This is a genomic window from Microbacterium sp. NPDC079356 (genome assembly GCF_049545465.1).
In the GTDB taxonomy this organism is placed as follows: domain Bacteria; phylum Actinomycetota; class Actinomycetes; order Actinomycetales; family Microbacteriaceae; genus Microbacterium; species Microbacterium gawkjiense.
On the sequence record NZ_JBMWDN010000006.1, the window covers coordinates 88,297 to 105,094 of the forward strand.

The following is a 16,798-nucleotide window of genomic DNA, read 5'->3' on the forward strand; positions in this document are numbered from 1 at the left end:
GTGACGATCCCGCGGCAGCTCCCGAACGCCATCACGATCCTGCGCATCCTGTGCGCGCCGGTGTTCGTCTGGATGCTCCTCGCCGACGGCGGCTCGGACGGCCCGCTCCGGTGGTGGGCGGCGGTGCTGTTCATCGTCGCGATCGCGACGGACGGCATCGACGGGTATCTCGCCCGCAAGCACGACATCGTGACGGACCTCGGCAAGCTGCTCGATCCGATCGCCGACAAGGTGCTGACCGGCGCCGCCTTCGTGTCGCTGTCCATCCTCGGGGAACTGCCCGTCTGGGTCGTCGTCCTCGTCCTCGTGCGCGAACTCGGGATCACGGTGCACCGCCTCGTCGTGGCCACCGACCACGTGGTCGCGGCCGCCTGGATGGGCAAGCTGAAGACGGTCGCGCAGGCCGTCGCCCTCTCGCTCGCCCTCCTACCGCTCTGGACAGTCGTGGGGGAGTGGATCCACGTCGTCAACACGATCACGATGAGCGTGGCCGTCGTCCTGACCGTCGCCAGCGGGATCGACTACGTCGTCACCGCGCTCCGCTCCCGCACCTCGAGGAAGCCATGATGCGCCGGACGCCCAGCGAACTCCCCGAGGAGCTCGAGCAGACCGCGGTCGCCAGCGGACCCCGCTCCGAGTCCGAGCGGCTCGTCGAGCGGCTGAAGGAACTGGGGTGGACCCTCGGTGTCGCCGAGTCGCTCACGGGCGGCCTCGTCGCGGCATCCGTCGTCTCGGTGTCGGGTGCGTCGGCCGTCTTCCGCGGCGGCGTCGTCGCCTACGCCACCGATCTGAAGGAGCGGCTCCTCGGGGTCGACGCGACCCTCCTCGAGGCCCACGGTCCCGTGCATCCGCGGGTGGCGCGCCAGATGGCGGACGGCGTCCGTCGCACCGTCGGGGGCGCTGAGCCCGCCGACGTCGGCATCGCCACGACGGGGATCGCAGGCCCGGTGTCGTCGGACGGGCAGCCGGTGGGAACGGTGCACATCGCCGTCTCCACGCCCCTCGGATCGCGGGTCGAGTCGCTCCTGTTGAAGGGCGACCGGGACGAGATCCGCACGGCTGCGGCAGCCCGTGCGATCACGCTCGCCGTCGACGCTCTCTGAGGCGGGAATAGCGCTCGTTCCGAGCACGTTACGTCTCGGTGATTCCCATCCATTCCCCAGCGCTCGGGGTCTAGGGTGACATCGAACGTGTTGTACCGTGGTTCCCCCGCGAGGGATTCGGTGGATCGCAGCAGAGGGAGGGCCCACGCATGATCCTGGTTCGTCAAGAGATCGGTGACGTCCTCCGCGACTTCCGTCTGCAGAAGGGTCACACCCTCCGCCAGGTGTCCGGCAAGGCCAGTGTGGCCCTCGGCTACCTGAGCGAAGTCGAGCGCGGGCAGAAGGAGGCGTCGAGCGAGATCCTCGCCGCCGTCGCCGAGGCACTGGATGTGCCGATCTCCGCCATCATGCGCGAGGTGGGCGAGCGCATCTCCGTGCTCGAGGGCCTGCACTCGCTGGGCGACGTCGTCCCGGACGACCTCGCGTCGTTGGGAGAGGACGTCCCCGCTCCCGAGCTGTCGCTGCGCTGACCGCTCGATGCGTCACAGCGAGTTCGATCGCGCCGTCTCGGACGAGTTCGGTGCCGGGGGGTCTGCCCTCGTCTCGGATCTGGTGCTCTCCGCCGTGGGTAACAAGACGGCGCGCGAAGCGCTGGACGCCGGCGTCCCGCCGCGCGAGGTCTGGTACGCGCTCTGCGCGGAGACCGACGTCCCCGTCGCCCGCCGACACGGGGCAGGACGGCTCGATCCGCGCCGCTGACCGGCGTGTCGTATCGAAGATGCGTTCGATGCGAGCGTAGTCTCCTTCACAGCGGGTGTCGTAGAGACGTCATCCACGGAAGCAGGCGCCGGCAGATGGATGTCGGAGGGTCCTCCTAACGTGAACGACGTCAGATGACACCCCCGCCCTGTCGCAGAATCCGAACCGTCGGTGACGATCGCGACAGCCTACGGGCGACGGAACCGCGAGCACGAAGGAGCACGACATGCCATCACCTGCCGACCGCGAGAAGGCCCTCGAATCGGCCCTCGCCCAGATCGATCGCCAGTTCGGCAAAGGATCGATCATGCGACTGGGCAGCGACGAGCGCGCTCCCGTCGAGGTCATCCCGACCGGTTCCATCGCGCTCGACGTCGCGCTCGGTATCGGCGGCATCCCCCGCGGCCGTGTCGTGGAGATCTACGGTCCGGAGTCCTCGGGTAAGACGACGCTGACGCTGCACGCGATCGCGAACACGCAGCGCGCCGGTGGCATCGCCGCCTTCATCGATGCCGAGCACGCACTCGACCCCGCCTACGCCGAGAAGCTGGGCGTCGACATCGACGCCCTGCTCGTCTCGCAGCCCGACACGGGTGAGCAGGCGCTCGAGATCGCCGACATGCTGATCCGCTCCGGCGCCATCGACCTCGTCGTCATCGACTCCGTCGCCGCGCTCGTCCCCGAGGCCGAGATCAAGGGTGAGATGGGTGACTCCCACGTGGGTCTCCAGGCGCGCCTCATGTCGCAGGCCCTCCGCAAGATCACGGGTGGTCTGAACCAGACGAAGACGACCGCGATCTTCATCAACCAGCTCCGCGAGAAGATCGGTGTGTTCTTCGGTTCGCCCGAGACCACCGCCGGCGGTAAGGCGCTCAAGTTCTACGCGTCCGTCCGCCTCGACATCCGTCGCATCGAGACGCTGAAGGACGGCTCAGAGGCCGTGGGCAACCGCACACGTGTGAAGGTCGTCAAGAACAAGATGGCGCCTCCCTTCAAGCAGGCGGAGTTCGACATCCTCTACGGTGTCGGGATCTCCCGCGAGGGCAGCCTCATCGACTTCGGCGTCGAGCACGGCATCGTCAAGAAGTCGGGTGCGTGGTACACGTACGAGGGCGAGCAGCTCGGTCAGGGCAAGGAGAACTCCCGCAACTTCCTGCTGAAGAACACCGATGTGGCAGCCGAGATCGAGACCAAGATCAAGCAGAAGCTCGGCATCGGTCAGCCCAAGCAGGCTGCAGCGGATGCCGCGACGCCCGACGAGCTGGCGGCTCGCCGCCCGGCCTGATCATGACGGACCGGAACGGGGGCGAGCGCGACTCGCTCGCCCCCGTCATCCCCCTTTTCGGACAGCGGGTCGAGCGCTCATCCGTATCCTCCGGCGATACCGAGGCGCAGCCGTGGCATGCGACGTGGATCGGCGAGCGATCGGAATCGGAGCGGGCCGCGCGTGCCGCCCATCCGGCGACGGGAACCCTTCCCGTGGTCGTCCCCGCCGAGGAGGATGAGGCCGCTGCGGCGGCGGAGCGGACGCTGCTGCGAAAACTCCGCACGCGGTCGCTGTCCGTCCGGGAGGCGCGATCGGCTCTCCGAGAGCACGACCTCGACGAGGCCGCATCCGAGGGCATCATCGACAGGTTCCTCTCGTTGGGGTACCTCGACGACGCCGCCCTGGCGGAGCAGCTGATCGACAAGGCGACCTCCCGCAAGGCGCAGGGTCGTCAGGCCATCGCGCAGACGCTCTCGCAGCGAGGAATCCCGCGAGAGGTCGTCGACGAGGCGCTCGCACAGCTTCCCGACGACGAGACCGAGCGCGCGCTCGAGTTCGCCCGTACCAAGGCGCGCGGACTGATGGGTGTGGAGCGGGATGCCGCGCTGCGGCGGTTGGCAGGTCAGCTCGCCCGACGGGGGTACGGCGCCGTCGCGCTGTCGGTGGCGCGTCAGGCGCTCGACGAGCTCAGCGCGCCTCCACGGAGCGGGGTTCGTTTCGAGCCGTGACTCCCGTGTCGACGGTGTCGTCGTGCGGCCTCGTCTGACAGACTCGGCCCCACGTGCGCATCGCACGACGGAGAGGGTGTGCAGTGGCGATCGAGGTCGAGGGACTCGTCAAGTCGTACCGGGCGGTGCGGGCGGTGGACGGGATCTCGCTGACCGTCCCCGACGGGCAGCTCTTCGCCTTCCTCGGCTCCAATGGCGCGGGCAAGTCGACGACGATCGGATGCCTCACGACGCTGCTCCGGTCCGATGCGGGTCGCGTGCGGGTGGCCGGCCGGGACGTGGCGGCCGACGGTGAGGCGGTGCGGTCCGAGATCGGCGTCGTCTTCCAGCGCTCGCTCCTCGACGACGGCCTCACAGTGCGGGAGAACCTCGCCCTGCGGGCGACGCTGTCGGGCGTGTCCCGCAGGCGCTTCGGTGTGCGTCTGTCCGAACTGTCCGAGGTGATCGAGCTCGAGGACGTCCTCGGGCGCCCGTACGGACGGCTGTCCGGCGGTCAGCGCCGCCGCGCGGACATCGCGCGCGCCCTCCTTCACGAGCCGGCGATCCTCTTCCTCGACGAACCGACGGCGGGCCTCGACCCCGCCAGCCGCGTCGCTGTCTGGGCCGCGATCGGCAGACTCCGCCGCGAGCGGGGACTCACCGTCTTCCTCACGACCCACTACATGGAGGAGACCGAGGAAGCGGATCAGGTCAGCATCATCGACGCGGGCCGCATCGTGGCCGAGGGGACGCCGACCGAGTTGCGCGCCCGGTTCAGCCGCAGCATCCTCACTGTGACGACCGACGACCCCGCGGCCGTGCTCGCCCATCCCGACGTCGACGCCGCGACGGTCGAACGCGGCGGCGAGGTGCTGGTCGTCCCCGTGGCGGGCGCGGACCAGGCGCGCCGCATCCTCGCCGTCCTGGGCGACGGCGTGCGCGACTTCGAGTTCCGGCACGGGCGCATGGACGACGTGTTCCTCGCGCTCACGGGCCGACGGGACGAAACGGAGGAGGCGGCGTGAGGATCGTCGCGGCCATCGTGCGCCGCAACCTCACCCTCTTCTTCCGCGACCGCCTCAACGTCTTCTTCTCGCTACTGAGCGGTCTCATCCTCTTCCTCCTGTACACGCTCTTCCTCGCGCGGCTGCAGGTCGACGGGCTCGAGCAGTCCCTGCCTCGCGCGAGCCGCGGCGAGATCGAGGCGTTCGTCGACAGTTGGATGCTGTCGGGCATCGTCCTGCTCACGACGGTCACCTCGGGCATCGGCGCCGTCTCGGTGTTCGTGGACGATCGGGCGACGGGGCGATTCGGCGATTTCCTGGTCGCCCCGATCCGGCGAACGCACCTCGTGCTCGGCTACCTCATCTCCTCGGTCACCGTCGCCGTGCTCATGTCGGGGATCATCTTCGTCCTCACCGTCCTGCACCTCGGTCTCGTCCGCGGCGCGTGGTTGCCGCCGGAGCAGATCGCCGCCGCCCTCGGGGCGATGCTCCTGTGCTGCGCGGCGTTCACGACTCTCGGGTGCTTCGGAGCGTCGTTCCTCACGACGACCGGGGCCTACTCCGCGTTCTCCACCGTCGTGGGCACCGTGCTGGGGTTCGTCGCGGGCTCGTACATCCCGGTCGGCTCGCTGCCCGAGACCGTGGCCGACGTCATCAACGCGCTGCCGTTCGCGCAGGGGGCGATGCTGCTGCGGCGCCCCTTCACGGAGGGCACGCTCCAGGCGGTGACGGGTGGCGACACGAAGGCCGTCGCCAACCTGTCGGAGTTCTACGGCATCGACATCGCCGTCGGGGCCGCGACGGTGCCCGCGTGGGCGGCCGTCACGATCCTGCTGGCTGTCGCGGTCGTCTTCAGCGCGATCTCGGCGGGCCGCATCCGTTCGCTCCTGCGCTGAGCGGCGCCGCCTCCGGTACCGCGACGCGGCTCGTAGAATGGCCTGATCATGACCAGCCCTTCCGCTGCCCCCACCCTCATCGCCCCGTCCGCCGCCGCGCTCGCCGCCGACGGCCGGCCGCGCACCTACGAGGTGCGGACGTTCGGGTGCCAGATGAACGTCCACGACTCCGAGCGGCTCTCAGGATCGCTCGAGTCGGCCGGGTACGTGCGCGCCGATGCGGGGACCGAGGCCGACGTCGTCGTGATCAACACGTGCGCGGTGCGCGACAACGCGGCGGGCAAGCTGTACGGCACGCTCGGTCACCTCAAGAGCCGCAAGGACAAGCACGACGGCATGCAGATCGCCGTCGGCGGGTGCCTGGCCCAGATGGACAAGGATGCCGTCCAGCAGAAGGCTCCCTGGGTCGACGTGGTCTTCGGCACCCACAACATGGGGTCGCTTCCGAGCCTCCTCGAGCGTGCCCGCCACAACGGCGAGGCGGAGCTCGAGATCCTGGAGTCCCTCGAGGTGTTCCCCTCGACCCTCCCCACCAAGCGCGACTCCGCGCACAGCGGCTGGGTCTCCATCTCGGTCGGCTGCAACAACACGTGCACGTTCTGCATCGTCCCGAGCCTGCGCGGCAAGGAGAAGGACCGTCGCCCCGGCGACATCCTGAACGAGATCCGGCTGCTCGTCGAGGACGGCGCGATCGAGGTCACCCTGCTCGGTCAGAACGTCAACAGCTACGGCGTCGAGTTCGGCGACCGGCAGGCCTTCAGCAAGCTCCTCCGCGCCGCCGGCGAGATCCCCGGTCTCGAGCGGGTGCGCTTCACGAGCCCGCACCCGGCCGCCTTCACCGACGACGTGATCGACGCGATGGCCGAGACCCCCGCGGTCATGCCGCAGCTGCACATGCCCCTGCAGTCGGGATCGGACCGCATCCTCAAGGCGATGCGTCGTTCGTACCGCAGCGAGCGGTTCCTCGGCATCCTCGACCGTGTGCGCGAGAAGATGCCGCACGCCGCGATCTCGACGGATATCATCGTCGGGTTCCCCGGCGAGACCGACGAGGACTTCGAGGACACGATGCGTGTCGTCGAGCAGGCGCGGTTCGCCGGCGCGTTCACCTTCCAGTACTCGATCCGCGAGGGCACGCCCGCGGCGACCATGCCCGACCAGGTGCCGAAGGAGGTCGTGCAGGAGCGGTACAACCGCCTCGTCGCCCTCCAGGAGCGGATCTCCCTCGAGGAGAACCAGGCCCAGCTCGGTCGCACGGTCGAGGTGCTCGTGTCCACGGGGGAGGGGAAGAAGGACGCCGCGACCCGCCGCCTGACCGGTCGCGCCGAGGACAACCGCCTCGTGCACTTCGAGGTTCCCGACGGATCGCCGACGCCGCGCCCCGGCGACGTCGTCACGACGGCGATCACCCACGCCGCTCCGTTCCACCTGCTCGCCGACAGCCCCGACGGCGCGCCGCTGCGCATCCGCCGCACGCGGGCCGGCGACGCGTGGGATCGCGCGCAGGCGGACTCCTGCGGCGTGCCCGCCCCGGCGGGGGAGGCGGGGCCCCGGGCGGTCTCGCTCGGTCTGCCGGCGCTGCGCACCGCGACGCCCGGGCTCTGATCCCGTGGGCGCGGCGCGCCTGTGGGCGATCGTCGGCGCGACCGGCACCGGCAAGACCGCGCTGTCGCTGGAGATCGCCGAGGAGCTGATCCGTCGCGGTCGGCTGGCCGAGATCGTGAACGCCGACGCCATGCAGCTCTACCGCGGCATGGACATCGGGACGGCCAAACTGCCCGAGGCGGAGCGTCGCGGCATCCCGCATCATCTCTTCGACGAGTTCGACGTGACCGAGGACGTCGCCGTCGCGGTGTACCAGGAGCGCGCGCGGGCGGCGATCCGCGGGATCTTCGACCGCGGCGGCGACGCGATCCTCGTCGGCGGGTCTGGCCTCTACGTCTCGAGTGTCGTCTTCGACTTCCGGTTCCCGCCGCGCGATCCCGCCCTGCGTGCTCGTCTCGAGGCGGACCTCGACGCGCACGGCGCGGAGGCGCTCCTCGCCCGCATCCGGGAGGTGGACCCGGATGCCGCCGGCCGTCTCAATCCGCGCAACGGCAGGCGCGTCGTCCGTGCCCTCGAGGTGCTCCTGCAGGGCGCCGACACGCACGGTGCCGCGCTGCCGGACGCGCCCGTGCTGTGGCATCCCGACACGACGATCGTGGGCGTGCATCTCGAGCGCGGGGAGCTGGTGCAGCGACTCGACGAGCGGGTGCGCGGGATGTGGCGGGACGGTCTGCTCGCCGAGGTCGAGACGTTGCGGGCGGAGGGACTCGAGTCGGGCCCGACCGCGCCCCGGGCGATCGGTTACGCGCAGGCCCACGCGCAGCTCACGGGCCGGATGACCGAGGACGAGGCGATCGCCGAGACCCAAGCGCTGACGCGGCGGTACGCCCGCCGTCAGGTGTCGTGGTTCCGCCGATACCCCGGGATCCAGTGGGTGGATGCCGGGACCCCCGGCGCCCGCCTGGTGGCGGCGGCACCGCACTCGCCGTGACCGGCGTCCGCGCCGCTGCCCGCGCCTAGACTGGTCCGGTGTCGACGATCGCATTCACGAAGGGCCACGGGACGGGCAACGACTTCGTCGTGGTCGCCGATCCCGACGGCGACCTGTACCTGACCGGCGAGCAGATCGCCGCTCTGACCGATCGTCGCTTCGGCATCGGCGGTGACGGGCTGTTGCGCGTCGTGCGCTCCTCGGCCATCGACGCCGGCGCGCAGACCCCCGACGCCGAGTGGTTCATGGACTACCGCAACGCCGACGGATCCGTCGCCGAGATGTGCGGCAACGGGGTCCGCGTCTTCGTGAAGTACCTGCTCAGCGCCGGGCTCGCGACGCTCGCGCCGGGCGAGACCCTCCGGATCGGCACCCGCGCCGGCACCAAGACCGTCACCCTCGCCGACAACGGCTTCGAGGTCGACCTGGGCCTGTGGCGACCGACGGCGGACGAGGTCCTCGTCCGCGCCCGCGGGCTCAAGGTCGCCCGACCCGGTCTCGGCATCGACGTCGGGAACCCGCACGTCGTCGTCGCGCTCTCCAGCGAGGACGAGCTCGCCGGGCTGGACCTGTCCGTGCAGCCGCTCCTCGACCCGGAGCCCGCCGCCGGCGCCAACGTCGAGTTCGTCGTCCCCGAGGAGCCCCTCGTCACCGACGGCGTCGGCGCCATCCGCATGCGCGTGTTCGAGCGGGGCGTGGGCGAGACCCTCTCGTGCGGGACGGGGGTCGCGGCATCCGCGCTCGCCGTCCGTCACTGGGCCGGCACCGGTGCGCCGGACCGTTGGAACGTCGACGTGCCGGGCGGTCGCCTGGGCGTCCGGGTGCTCCGGACGGATGCGGGGGAGCGGGTGCTCCTCTCGGGGCCGGCATCCCTCGTCTTCTCCGGCGAGATCACCCTCGCCTGAGCCGGACGGCGACGTCAGGGGAGCGGGATCGTGCCCGTCGCGGGCGTGCCGTGGCGGCGCACCTTCAACACGCGGAAGCCGCGTCCGGTCGCCGCGCGGCTGACCGAATAGCCGCGGTCCAGCGAGGCGGCGAGCCAGCGCTGCAGCGAATCGGAGCCGAGGTTGCGCTGGACGACGAGCCACGCGTCGCTGCGTTCGGCGAGCCGGGGGATCCAGGTCTCGAGCATCCCGTGCAGGACGTCCTTACCCACCCGGATCGGAGGGTTCGAACGGATCGTGCGGAAGGCGACGCCCTCCGGAACATCTTCGGGCTGTACGGCGTTGACGTTGTCGAGGCCGAGTTCCTCCGCGTTGCGGCGGACGAGGTCGAGAGCCCGCTCGTTGACGTCCACGGCCCAGACCGTGGCGCGCGGGGCGTCGAGGGCGAGGGACAGTGCGATCGGACCCCAGCCGCATCCGAGGTCGAGCAGATGACCGCCGGCCGGTGGTGGGGGAGTGTTCGCCAGGAGCACGGCCGTCCCGCCGTCGATGTGGTCGGGACTGAACACCCCGCCCGCCGTCGTCACCTCGACATCGCGACCGGCCAGGGACACACGGATGCGGCGGAGGTTCTCAGAGCTGGACGGGGACGCGCTGAAGTAATGGTCGCTCCCCATGCGACGAGCGTAGCGGAGGCGGTCCCGGGCGCGGGAAGCTAGAGTTCACGGATGGCCGCGAGGCCGCGAAAGGATCACATGACAGACACCACCACCCCTGCCACGACGGACGAACCGGTGGACCCGGTCGACCGCGTGCTCGCGCGCGCCGAAGCGCGTTCGGGGGTGCGCGTGTTCGGCGCCGCACAGGCGTTGCAGGACGAGAGCACCGTCGCTTACGGCGACACCGACGGCGAGCAATGGGACCGCGAGGAGCGCGCCGCGCTGCGCCGCGTCCCCGGCCTGTCGACCGAACTCGAGGACGTCACCGAGGTCGAGTACCGGCAGCTGCGCCTCGAGAACGTCGTCCTCGTGGGCGTCTACCCGCAGGGATCGACGGAGGATGCCGAGAACTCGCTGCGCGAGCTCGCGGCGCTCGCCGAGACCGCCGGTGCCGTCGTCCTCGACGGCGTGCTGCAGCGGCGTCCGCACCCCGACCCGGCGACCTACATCGGCCGCGGGAAGGCCGCGGAACTGCGCGACCTCGTCGTCGCCGTCGGCGCCGACACCGTCATCGCCGACACCGAGCTCGCCCCCAGCCAGCGGCGTGCGCTCGAGGACGTCGTCAAGGTCAAGGTCATCGACCGCACGACCGTCATCCTCGACATCTTCAGCCAGCACGCGAAGAGCCGCGAGGGCAAGGCGCAGGTCGAGCTCGCCCAGCTCGAGTACCTCCTCCCGCGCCTGCGCGGGTGGGGTGACTCGATGAGCCGTCAGGCGGGTGGCCAGGTCGGTGCCGGCGGTGCCGGTATGGGCTCGCGCGGTCCCGGTGAGACGAAGATCGAGCTCGACCGTCGCCGCATCCGCACCCGCATGGCGATGCTGCGCCGGCAGATCCGCGACTTCGCGCCCGCCCGCGACGCCAAGCGCGCCGAGCGCAAGCGCAACACGATCCCCTCGGTCGCGATCGCGGGGTACACGAACGCCGGCAAGTCGAGCCTGCTGAACAAGCTCACGAGCGCGGGTGTCCTCGTCGAGAACGCCCTGTTCGCGACGCTGGATGCCACGGTGCGCCGGGCCCAGGCCGCCGACGGACGCGTCTACACGCTGACCGACACCGTCGGGTTCGTCCGCAACCTGCCGCACCAGTTGGTCGAGGCGTTCCGCTCGACGCTCGAGGAGGTCGGCGATGCCGACGTCATCGTGCACGTCGTCGACGGGTCGCACCCCGATCCGGCGGCGCAGCTGGCGACCGTGCGCGACGTGATGGGCGACGTGGGCGCTCGCTCGACGAACGAGATCGTCGTCTTCAACAAGGCCGATCTCATCGACCCCGACACGCGGCTCGTGCTGCGCGGGCTCGAGCCGAAGGCCCACTTCGTCTCGTCCCGGACGGGCGAAGGCGTCGCCGAGCTGCGCGCGACGATCGAGGACGCCCTGCCGCTGCCGGCCGTCGAGGTCCGGGCGCTCGTGCCGTACGACCGCGGCGACCTCGTCAACGCGGTCCACGAGTCCGGACACATCCTGTCGACACGCCACGAGGAGGGCGGAACCGCCGTCCACGCGCACGTGTCGGAGCGACTCGCCGCGGAGCTCGCGCCCTTCACCCGCTGAGCGCGCCCGCGGTCAGCTGAGCGTGATCGCGGGGACGCCGGGCGTCTCGAAACCGAACACCTCGCCCAGGAAGGCGAGTTCGGACTCGAGCGCGTGGATGACGTTCTCCCCCCGTCGGAAGCCGTGCCCCTCGCCGTCGTACAGGACGTAGGCGTGGGGCACGCCCTTCGCCGCCAGCGCGTCCCGGATCGCTTCGGCCTGCGACGGCGGCACCACCGCGTCGTCGGCGCCCTGCAGCAGGAGCACCGGCACGCGGAAGCCCTCCGTGTGGCCGAGGGGTGAGCGTTCGAGGTAGAGCGCCTCGGCCTCGGGCAGGGGCCCGATGAGCCCGTCGAGGTAGCGCGCCTCGAAGTCGTGGGTGTCGGTCGCCAGCAGCCGCGCATCCCCCACCCCGTAGCGGGAGATGCCCGCGCTGAACACGTCCGTCCCGACGAGGGCGGCGAGGACGGTCCACCCGCCGGCAGAACCACCGGCGATCGCGATGCGGGCGGCATCCGCTCGTCCCTCCGCCGCGAGACCGGATGCCGCGGCTGCCACGTCGTCGCGGTCGACGACGCCCCACTGCCCCCGCAGTCGTTCGCGGTAGGCGCGTCCGTACCCGGTCGAGCCGCCGTAGTTGACCTCCAGGACGCCGATGCCGCGGCTCGTGAAGAAGGTGATTCGGCTGTCGGCGACGCCGCCGACGTGCGCCGTCGGGCCGCCGTGCACGAGGACGAGGTACGGCGGCAGTTCGCCCTCGGGGGCGGCGAAGTCCGGACTCGTCGGCGGGTGGTCGTAGGCGTGGACGCCGCCGTGCGGTCCGGGGACGGTCAGCGGGCGTACCGGCGGGATCCACTCCGCGCCCAGACCCGAGGGTGTGCCGCGGACGAGGCGCGCGCGTCCGTCCGGGGCGATCTCCCAGATGCCGGTGATCCCAGGGCCCGTCCCCGAGACGAGCGCGCGCGAGCCCGCCACGTCCTCGACGACGACGCGGGATCGTGCCGGCACGTCCGTCGCGGCGACGACGCCGTCCGCCCCGATGCGCACGACCTCGTCGGCGCCGTTCGTGCGGACGGCGACGAATCCGCCGTCGGCGAGCGGGGCGTACCACCGCACGCCGAGCACCCACAGGCCGCCGCCGGTGTCCGCGTCCGCGGGTGCGACCGGCACGGATCCCTCGGGCGATGCCGCGTCTTCGCGGCGGAGGTTCCACCGCCCCGTCGGGTCGTCGACGAAGACGAGGCGGCACGCGGCATCCCACTCCGGCTGCAGCGCGGCGGTCGCGCCCGACGTCACCGTCCGCCAGGTCGACACGAGGCCGTCGTCGAGCTCCGCGACGCGGACCTGCGTGCGGTCCCACGGCATGTCCGGGTGGTCCCACGCGACCCAGGCGAGCCGCCGGCCGTCGGGCGACAGGGCGGGCTGAGCGAGGAAGTCGCTCCTGCTGACGAGCTCACGCACCTCGCCGCCCGCGAGCGGGATCGCAACGATCGACCGGCGGGGGACGGGGGAGTCGTCGTGGACCTCGCGGACGGCCAGCAGGGTGCCCGCCTGCCAGCGCAGGCCGCCGTGGCGGGCGCGGTCGTCGACCGGGGTGAGGGCCTCGGGCTCGCCGCCGGGGCGCAGCATCCAGACGCGCTGGTCTGTCTTCTCGACGAAGAACAGACGGCCGTCGTCGGAGGTCGTCCACGACCCACCGCCGTACTCGTGCACGCGGGACCGGGCGCTCCAGGGCGCGGGCAGCACGTCGATCGCGGTGCCGTCGTCGGCCGCGCGGCGCACCGTCGTCCGGCCGCCCTCGTCGGGCAGGGACTCGCCCCACCAGATCTCGTCGCCGACGTACCGTGCGCCGTCGAACCGCGCGGCCGCGGCGGAGGCGTCGGCGGCGGACAGCGGCGAGATCCAGGAACCGTAGGGGGCGATCGTCGTCATGGCTCCACGGTACGCGGCGGCCGGATCGAAACCGGGCGTCACATGCCCGTCACGGCGCCGACCCGCGTGGCAGCATGAGGGCATCAACAGTGGCCCGGAACCCCGGGCCCGGAGCGACAGCCGAGCCCGGCACCCGCCCGCGATGTCCCCGCACCCGTGTGTGCGGTCCGCGGCCGCCAGGCCTTTCCGTCCCGTCTCCGGAGCACCGCCATGTCGATCATCCAGCCCCCGTCGGTCACGACGGTGCCGGTCTCGTTCGAGGTCTACCCGCCGCGCACCGACGCGTCCTACGCCGCCCTCTACGAGACGATCGACCGGCTCGCCGCCGTCGACCCCGCCTTCATCTCCGTCACCTACGGCGCCGGCGGCTCCGGCGGCGGTCGCTCCCTCGAGGTGCTCACGCACATCCTGCGCGAGACGCGCGTCGAGCCGTTGGCGCACCTGACCTGCATCGGCAGCTCGTACGCCGAGGCGACGGCCCTCATCCGCGAGTTCCTCGACGCCGGCATACGCTCCTTCCTGGCGCTGCGGGGGGATCCGCCGGCGGGAGCCGGAGAGGATGCGGCGGCGCTCGGCGACCTCGAGAGCGCGGCCCAGCTGGTGCAGCTCATCGACCGCGTGCAGGCCGAGACGTCCCCGTACACCGAGGAGCCCATCCCCGGCGTCCCGGGCGCCGCCCGCGTCGAGCGGCGGCCGAGCGTCGACATCGCCGTCGCCGCCTTCCCCAACGGCCACCCGCGCTCGCGGTACCCCGCCGAGCACATCGACGCCCTCCTCGCGAAGCAGGCCGCGGGGGCGACCCTCGCGATCACCCAGTTGTTCTTCCACGCCGACGATTACCTTGCCTTCGTCGCCCGCGCCCGCAGTGCCGGGGTCGAGATCCCGATCCTGCCGGGCATCATGCCGATCACCTCGCCCTCCCGACTGCGCCGTGTCATCGAGCTGACGGGCGAGCAGGTCCCCGGCACCCTCGCCGTCGACCTCGACGTCGAGCCCACCGCCGACGGTCGCCGCGAGATCGGTGTCCGATACGCCGCCGATCTCTGCCGGGCCGTCCTCGCGGGCGGTGCCCCCGGCATCCATCTCTACGCCTTCAACAATCACGACACCGTCCTCGCCACCCTGCGCGAGGCGGGCATCATCCCCGCGACAGAGGAGACCTCATGACCGCCTTCCCCGCCGGAACGATCCTCGGCTACCCCCGCATCGGCCGTCGCCGCGAACTCAAGCGCGCCGTCGAGGCCCACTGGAGCGGCGCGCTCGACGAGGCGGGACTCGAGTCCGTCGCCGCCGACCTGCGCCGGACCACCCGCGCCCGCCTCGCCGAGCTCGGGCTGGGTCGCGGTGACTCGTCGATCCCCGAGACGTTCTCCTTCTACGACCAGGTCCTCGACGTCGCCGCGGCCGTCGGCGCCCTTCCCGAGCGGTTCGCGCACCTGCGTGCGGAGGACGGGTCGGTGCCGCTGTCGGCCCTGTTCGCCGCCGCCCGCGGCGTGGGCGAGGCCGCGCCGCTGGAGATGACGAAGTGGTTCGACACGAACTACCACTACCTCGTGCCCGAGATCGGCCCCGATACGCGGTTCGCCCTCTCGAGCGATCGGTTCGCGCGGCAGGTGGCGGAGGCCGTCGCGGACGGATACGTCACCCGTCCGGTGCTCGTCGGCCCGGTCACCTTCCTCGCCCTCGCGAAGGGGACGGATGCCGCGGCCCCCGGCACGCGCCCGTTGGACCGGCTCGACGACCTGCTGCCCGTGTACGTCGAGCTGCTCGCCGCTCTCCGCGACGCAGGGGCGCACTGGGTGCAGATCGACGAGCCGGCCCTCGTGAGCCAGTCGCTCGGGTACTCGGACGACGAGCTCGCGACCGCCGCCGCCCGCTCACTCGACGTCCTCACCGCCTCCGGCGACCGTCCCGAGATCCTGGTCGCCGCCGGATACGGCGCGCTCTCCGCGCCCGCCTGGCGCGCGATCGCCGCCTCCGCCGCCGAGGGCCTCGCGATCGACCTCACCCGCGGCGGCGTGCCGTCGCCCGTCGCGGGACTCGACGACAAGGTGATCGTCGCGGGCGTCGTCGACGGCCGGAACGTCTGGCGGGGCGACCTCGCCGGCGCGGCGGACGTGCTCGACGCGGTCGGCGGCCTCGGCGCCGCGGCCGTCGCGGTCGGCACCTCGACGTCGCTGCAGCACGTGCCGCACGACCTCGCCGACGAGCCCGACCTCGATCCCCGCCTCGTGTCCTGGCTCGCCTTCGCCGATCAGAAGGTCTCCCAGGTGACGACCCTGGCACGCGGGCTCGCCGATGGTCGCGACGCGATCGCCGGGGAGTTGGATGCCGCGACGGCCGCCCTCGCCGACCGCCGCTCGGCGCCCGGGGTCCGCGACGGCGCCGTCCGCGCCCGTGCCGGCGGGCTCACCCCGGCAGACCGATCCCGCACCCCGTTCGAGGTGCGTGCCGCCGCACAGGACGCGGTGCTGGGTCTGCCGGCGCTCCCGACGACCACGATCGGATCCTTCCCGCAGACCGCCGAGATCCGCCGGGCGCGCGCCCGCGCGACGCGCGGCGAGATCGACGAGGCGACCTACGAAGGGTTCCTCCGCGACGAGATCGCGCGCGTCATCGCTCTGCAGGAGGACATCGGGCTCGACGTCCTCGTGCACGGCGAGCCCGAGCGCAACGACATGGTGCAGTACTTCGCCGAGAACCTCGACGGGTTCGCGGTCACCCGCAACGGGTGGGTGCAGTCCTACGGCTCCCGCGCGACGCGCCCGTCGATCCTGTGGGGGGACGTCTCGCGCCCCGCACCCATCACGGTGCCGTGGGCGGCCTACGCGCAGTCGCTGTCCGCCGCGCCCGTCAAGGGCATGCTGACCGGACCCGTCACGATCCTCGCCTGGTCCTTCGTCCGCGACGACCAGCCGCTCGGCGAGACGGCCGACCAGGTCGCCCTCGCACTCCGCGACGAGATCGCCGACCTCGAGCGGGCGGGCATCGCGATCGTGCAGGTCGACGAGCCGGCGCTCCGGGAGCTCCTGCCGCTGCGGACCGCCGACCAGCCGGCGTACCTCGACTGGTCGGTCGGGTCCTTCCGGCTCGCCACTGCGGGCGCCGCCGACGAGACCCAGATCCACACGCACCTCTGCTACTCCGAGTTCGGGGTCGTGATCGACGCGATCGCGGCGCTCGATGCCGACGTCACGTCGATCGAGGCCGCCCGCAGTCGGGGCGAGGTCATCTCGGAGGTCGCGGCATCCGGATTCGCCCACGGCATCGGACCGGGCGTCTACGACATCCACTCGCCGCGCGTGCCGTCCGTCGACGAGGTGTCGTCGCTGCTCGAGCGCGCCGTCGCGGAGCTCGACGTCCGTCGCCTGTGGGTGAACCCGGACTGCGGTCTGAAGACGCGCGGGTACGACGAGACGGTCGCCTCCCTCCGCCACATCGTCGCGGCGGCTCGCGCGGTCCGCGCCGAGGTGGGCGCCGGGGTCTGAGGCCGCAACGAAGAGAGGGGATGCCGCCCGGCA

Annotated in this window: 16 protein-coding genes; 14 read left to right on the top strand and 2 right to left on the bottom strand. The window is 71.9% G+C overall.

Going from position 1 to position 16,798, the window contains the following annotated elements; translation table 11 throughout:
- The 11 genes from pgsA (at window position 1) to dapF (ending at window position 9,117) form a co-directional block, all read left to right on the top strand.
- Entirely contained in the window at window positions 1-567 is a 567-nt protein-coding gene (gene pgsA / locus ACPEH0_RS13055; protein WP_217531379.1) for a CDP-diacylglycerol--glycerol-3-phosphate 3-phosphatidyltransferase, read from the top strand.
- Window positions 567-1,103: a CinA family protein gene (locus ACPEH0_RS13060; protein WP_359920787.1), complete on the top strand. Its 537-nt coding sequence runs from the start codon at window positions 567-569 to the stop codon at window positions 1,101-1,103. The genes pgsA and ACPEH0_RS13060 overlap by 1 nt, the downstream gene beginning before the upstream one ends.
- Before the next feature lie 149 nt (window positions 1,104-1,252).
- The gene (locus ACPEH0_RS13065; protein WP_311859944.1) at window positions 1,253-1,573 is read left to right on the top strand and encodes a helix-turn-helix domain-containing protein; all 321 of its coding nucleotides are present in this window, start codon (window positions 1,253-1,255) and stop codon (window positions 1,571-1,573) included.
- A 7-nt stretch (window positions 1,574-1,580) separates the two neighbouring features.
- Complete coding sequence (locus tag ACPEH0_RS13070; protein ID WP_064003189.1) at window positions 1,581-1,802, top strand: DUF3046 domain-containing protein; 222 nt, start codon at window positions 1,581-1,583, stop codon at window positions 1,800-1,802.
- Between the two features lie 226 nt (window positions 1,803-2,028).
- A complete protein-coding gene (gene recA, locus ACPEH0_RS13075) occupies window positions 2,029-3,087 on the top strand; it encodes a recombinase RecA (protein ID WP_064003190.1) in 1,059 nt (352 codons plus the stop codon).
- A gap of 2 nt (window positions 3,088-3,089) precedes the next feature.
- Window positions 3,090-3,797, top strand: coding sequence for a regulatory protein RecX (locus tag ACPEH0_RS13080; RefSeq protein ID WP_366214362.1), 708 nt, complete (start codon window positions 3,090-3,092; stop codon window positions 3,795-3,797).
- A gap of 83 nt (window positions 3,798-3,880) precedes the next feature.
- Window positions 3,881-4,801: an ATP-binding cassette domain-containing protein gene (locus tag ACPEH0_RS13085; RefSeq protein WP_217531376.1), complete on the top strand. Its 921-nt coding sequence runs from the start codon at window positions 3,881-3,883 to the stop codon at window positions 4,799-4,801.
- Entirely contained in the window at window positions 4,798-5,676 is an 879-nt protein-coding gene (locus ACPEH0_RS13090; RefSeq protein ID WP_366214363.1) for an ABC transporter permease, read from the top strand. The genes ACPEH0_RS13085 and ACPEH0_RS13090 overlap by 4 nt, the downstream gene beginning before the upstream one ends.
- A 48-nt stretch (window positions 5,677-5,724) precedes the next feature.
- Window positions 5,725-7,281 (top strand): tRNA (N6-isopentenyl adenosine(37)-C2)-methylthiotransferase MiaB, encoded by a 1,557-nt coding sequence (gene miaB / locus ACPEH0_RS13095; protein ID WP_366214364.1) that lies wholly within the window; start codon window positions 5,725-5,727, stop codon window positions 7,279-7,281.
- 4 nt (window positions 7,282-7,285) lie between these two features.
- Window positions 7,286-8,212: a tRNA (adenosine(37)-N6)-dimethylallyltransferase MiaA gene (gene miaA / locus ACPEH0_RS13100; RefSeq protein ID WP_366214365.1), complete on the top strand. Its 927-nt coding sequence runs from the start codon at window positions 7,286-7,288 to the stop codon at window positions 8,210-8,212.
- A 38-nt stretch (window positions 8,213-8,250) separates the two neighbouring features.
- Window positions 8,251-9,117: a diaminopimelate epimerase gene (gene dapF / locus ACPEH0_RS13105; protein WP_366214366.1), complete on the top strand. Its 867-nt coding sequence runs from the start codon at window positions 8,251-8,253 to the stop codon at window positions 9,115-9,117.
- Between the two features lie 14 nt (window positions 9,118-9,131).
- Here dapF and ACPEH0_RS13110 read toward each other — a convergent pair whose 3' ends face one another.
- Window positions 9,132-9,773 carry a class I SAM-dependent methyltransferase gene (locus ACPEH0_RS13110; protein ID WP_217531371.1) on the bottom strand — a complete coding sequence of 214 codons (642 nt, stop codon included), beginning with the start codon at window positions 9,771-9,773 and terminating at the stop codon, window positions 9,132-9,134.
- A 78-nt stretch (window positions 9,774-9,851) separates the two neighbouring features.
- On the opposite strand from ACPEH0_RS13110, the gene hflX reads away from it, so the two are divergent.
- Window positions 9,852-11,366 carry a GTPase HflX gene (hflX, locus tag ACPEH0_RS13115; RefSeq protein ID WP_064003198.1) on the top strand — a complete coding sequence of 505 codons (1,515 nt, stop codon included), beginning with the start codon at window positions 9,852-9,854 and terminating at the stop codon, window positions 11,364-11,366.
- A gap of 12 nt (window positions 11,367-11,378) precedes the next feature.
- Here hflX and ACPEH0_RS13120 read toward each other — a convergent pair whose 3' ends face one another.
- Window positions 11,379-13,277, bottom strand: a complete 1,899-nt coding sequence (locus ACPEH0_RS13120) for a prolyl oligopeptidase family serine peptidase (protein WP_366214367.1) — start codon at window positions 13,275-13,277, stop codon at window positions 11,379-11,381.
- Between the two features lie 210 nt (window positions 13,278-13,487).
- Here ACPEH0_RS13120 and ACPEH0_RS13125 point away from each other — a divergent pair, with 210 nt between their 5' ends.
- Both ACPEH0_RS13125 and metE read left to right on the top strand, forming a co-directional pair.
- Window positions 13,488-14,444, top strand: a complete 957-nt coding sequence (locus ACPEH0_RS13125) for a methylenetetrahydrofolate reductase (RefSeq protein ID WP_217531369.1) — start codon at window positions 13,488-13,490, stop codon at window positions 14,442-14,444.
- Window positions 14,441-16,765 carry a 5-methyltetrahydropteroyltriglutamate--homocysteine S-methyltransferase gene (gene metE, locus ACPEH0_RS13130; RefSeq protein WP_366214368.1) on the top strand — a complete coding sequence of 775 codons (2,325 nt, stop codon included), beginning with the start codon at window positions 14,441-14,443 and terminating at the stop codon, window positions 16,763-16,765. Before ACPEH0_RS13125 ends, metE begins: the two co-directional genes overlap by 4 nt.
- Window positions 16,766-16,798: the final 33 nt, after the last annotated feature.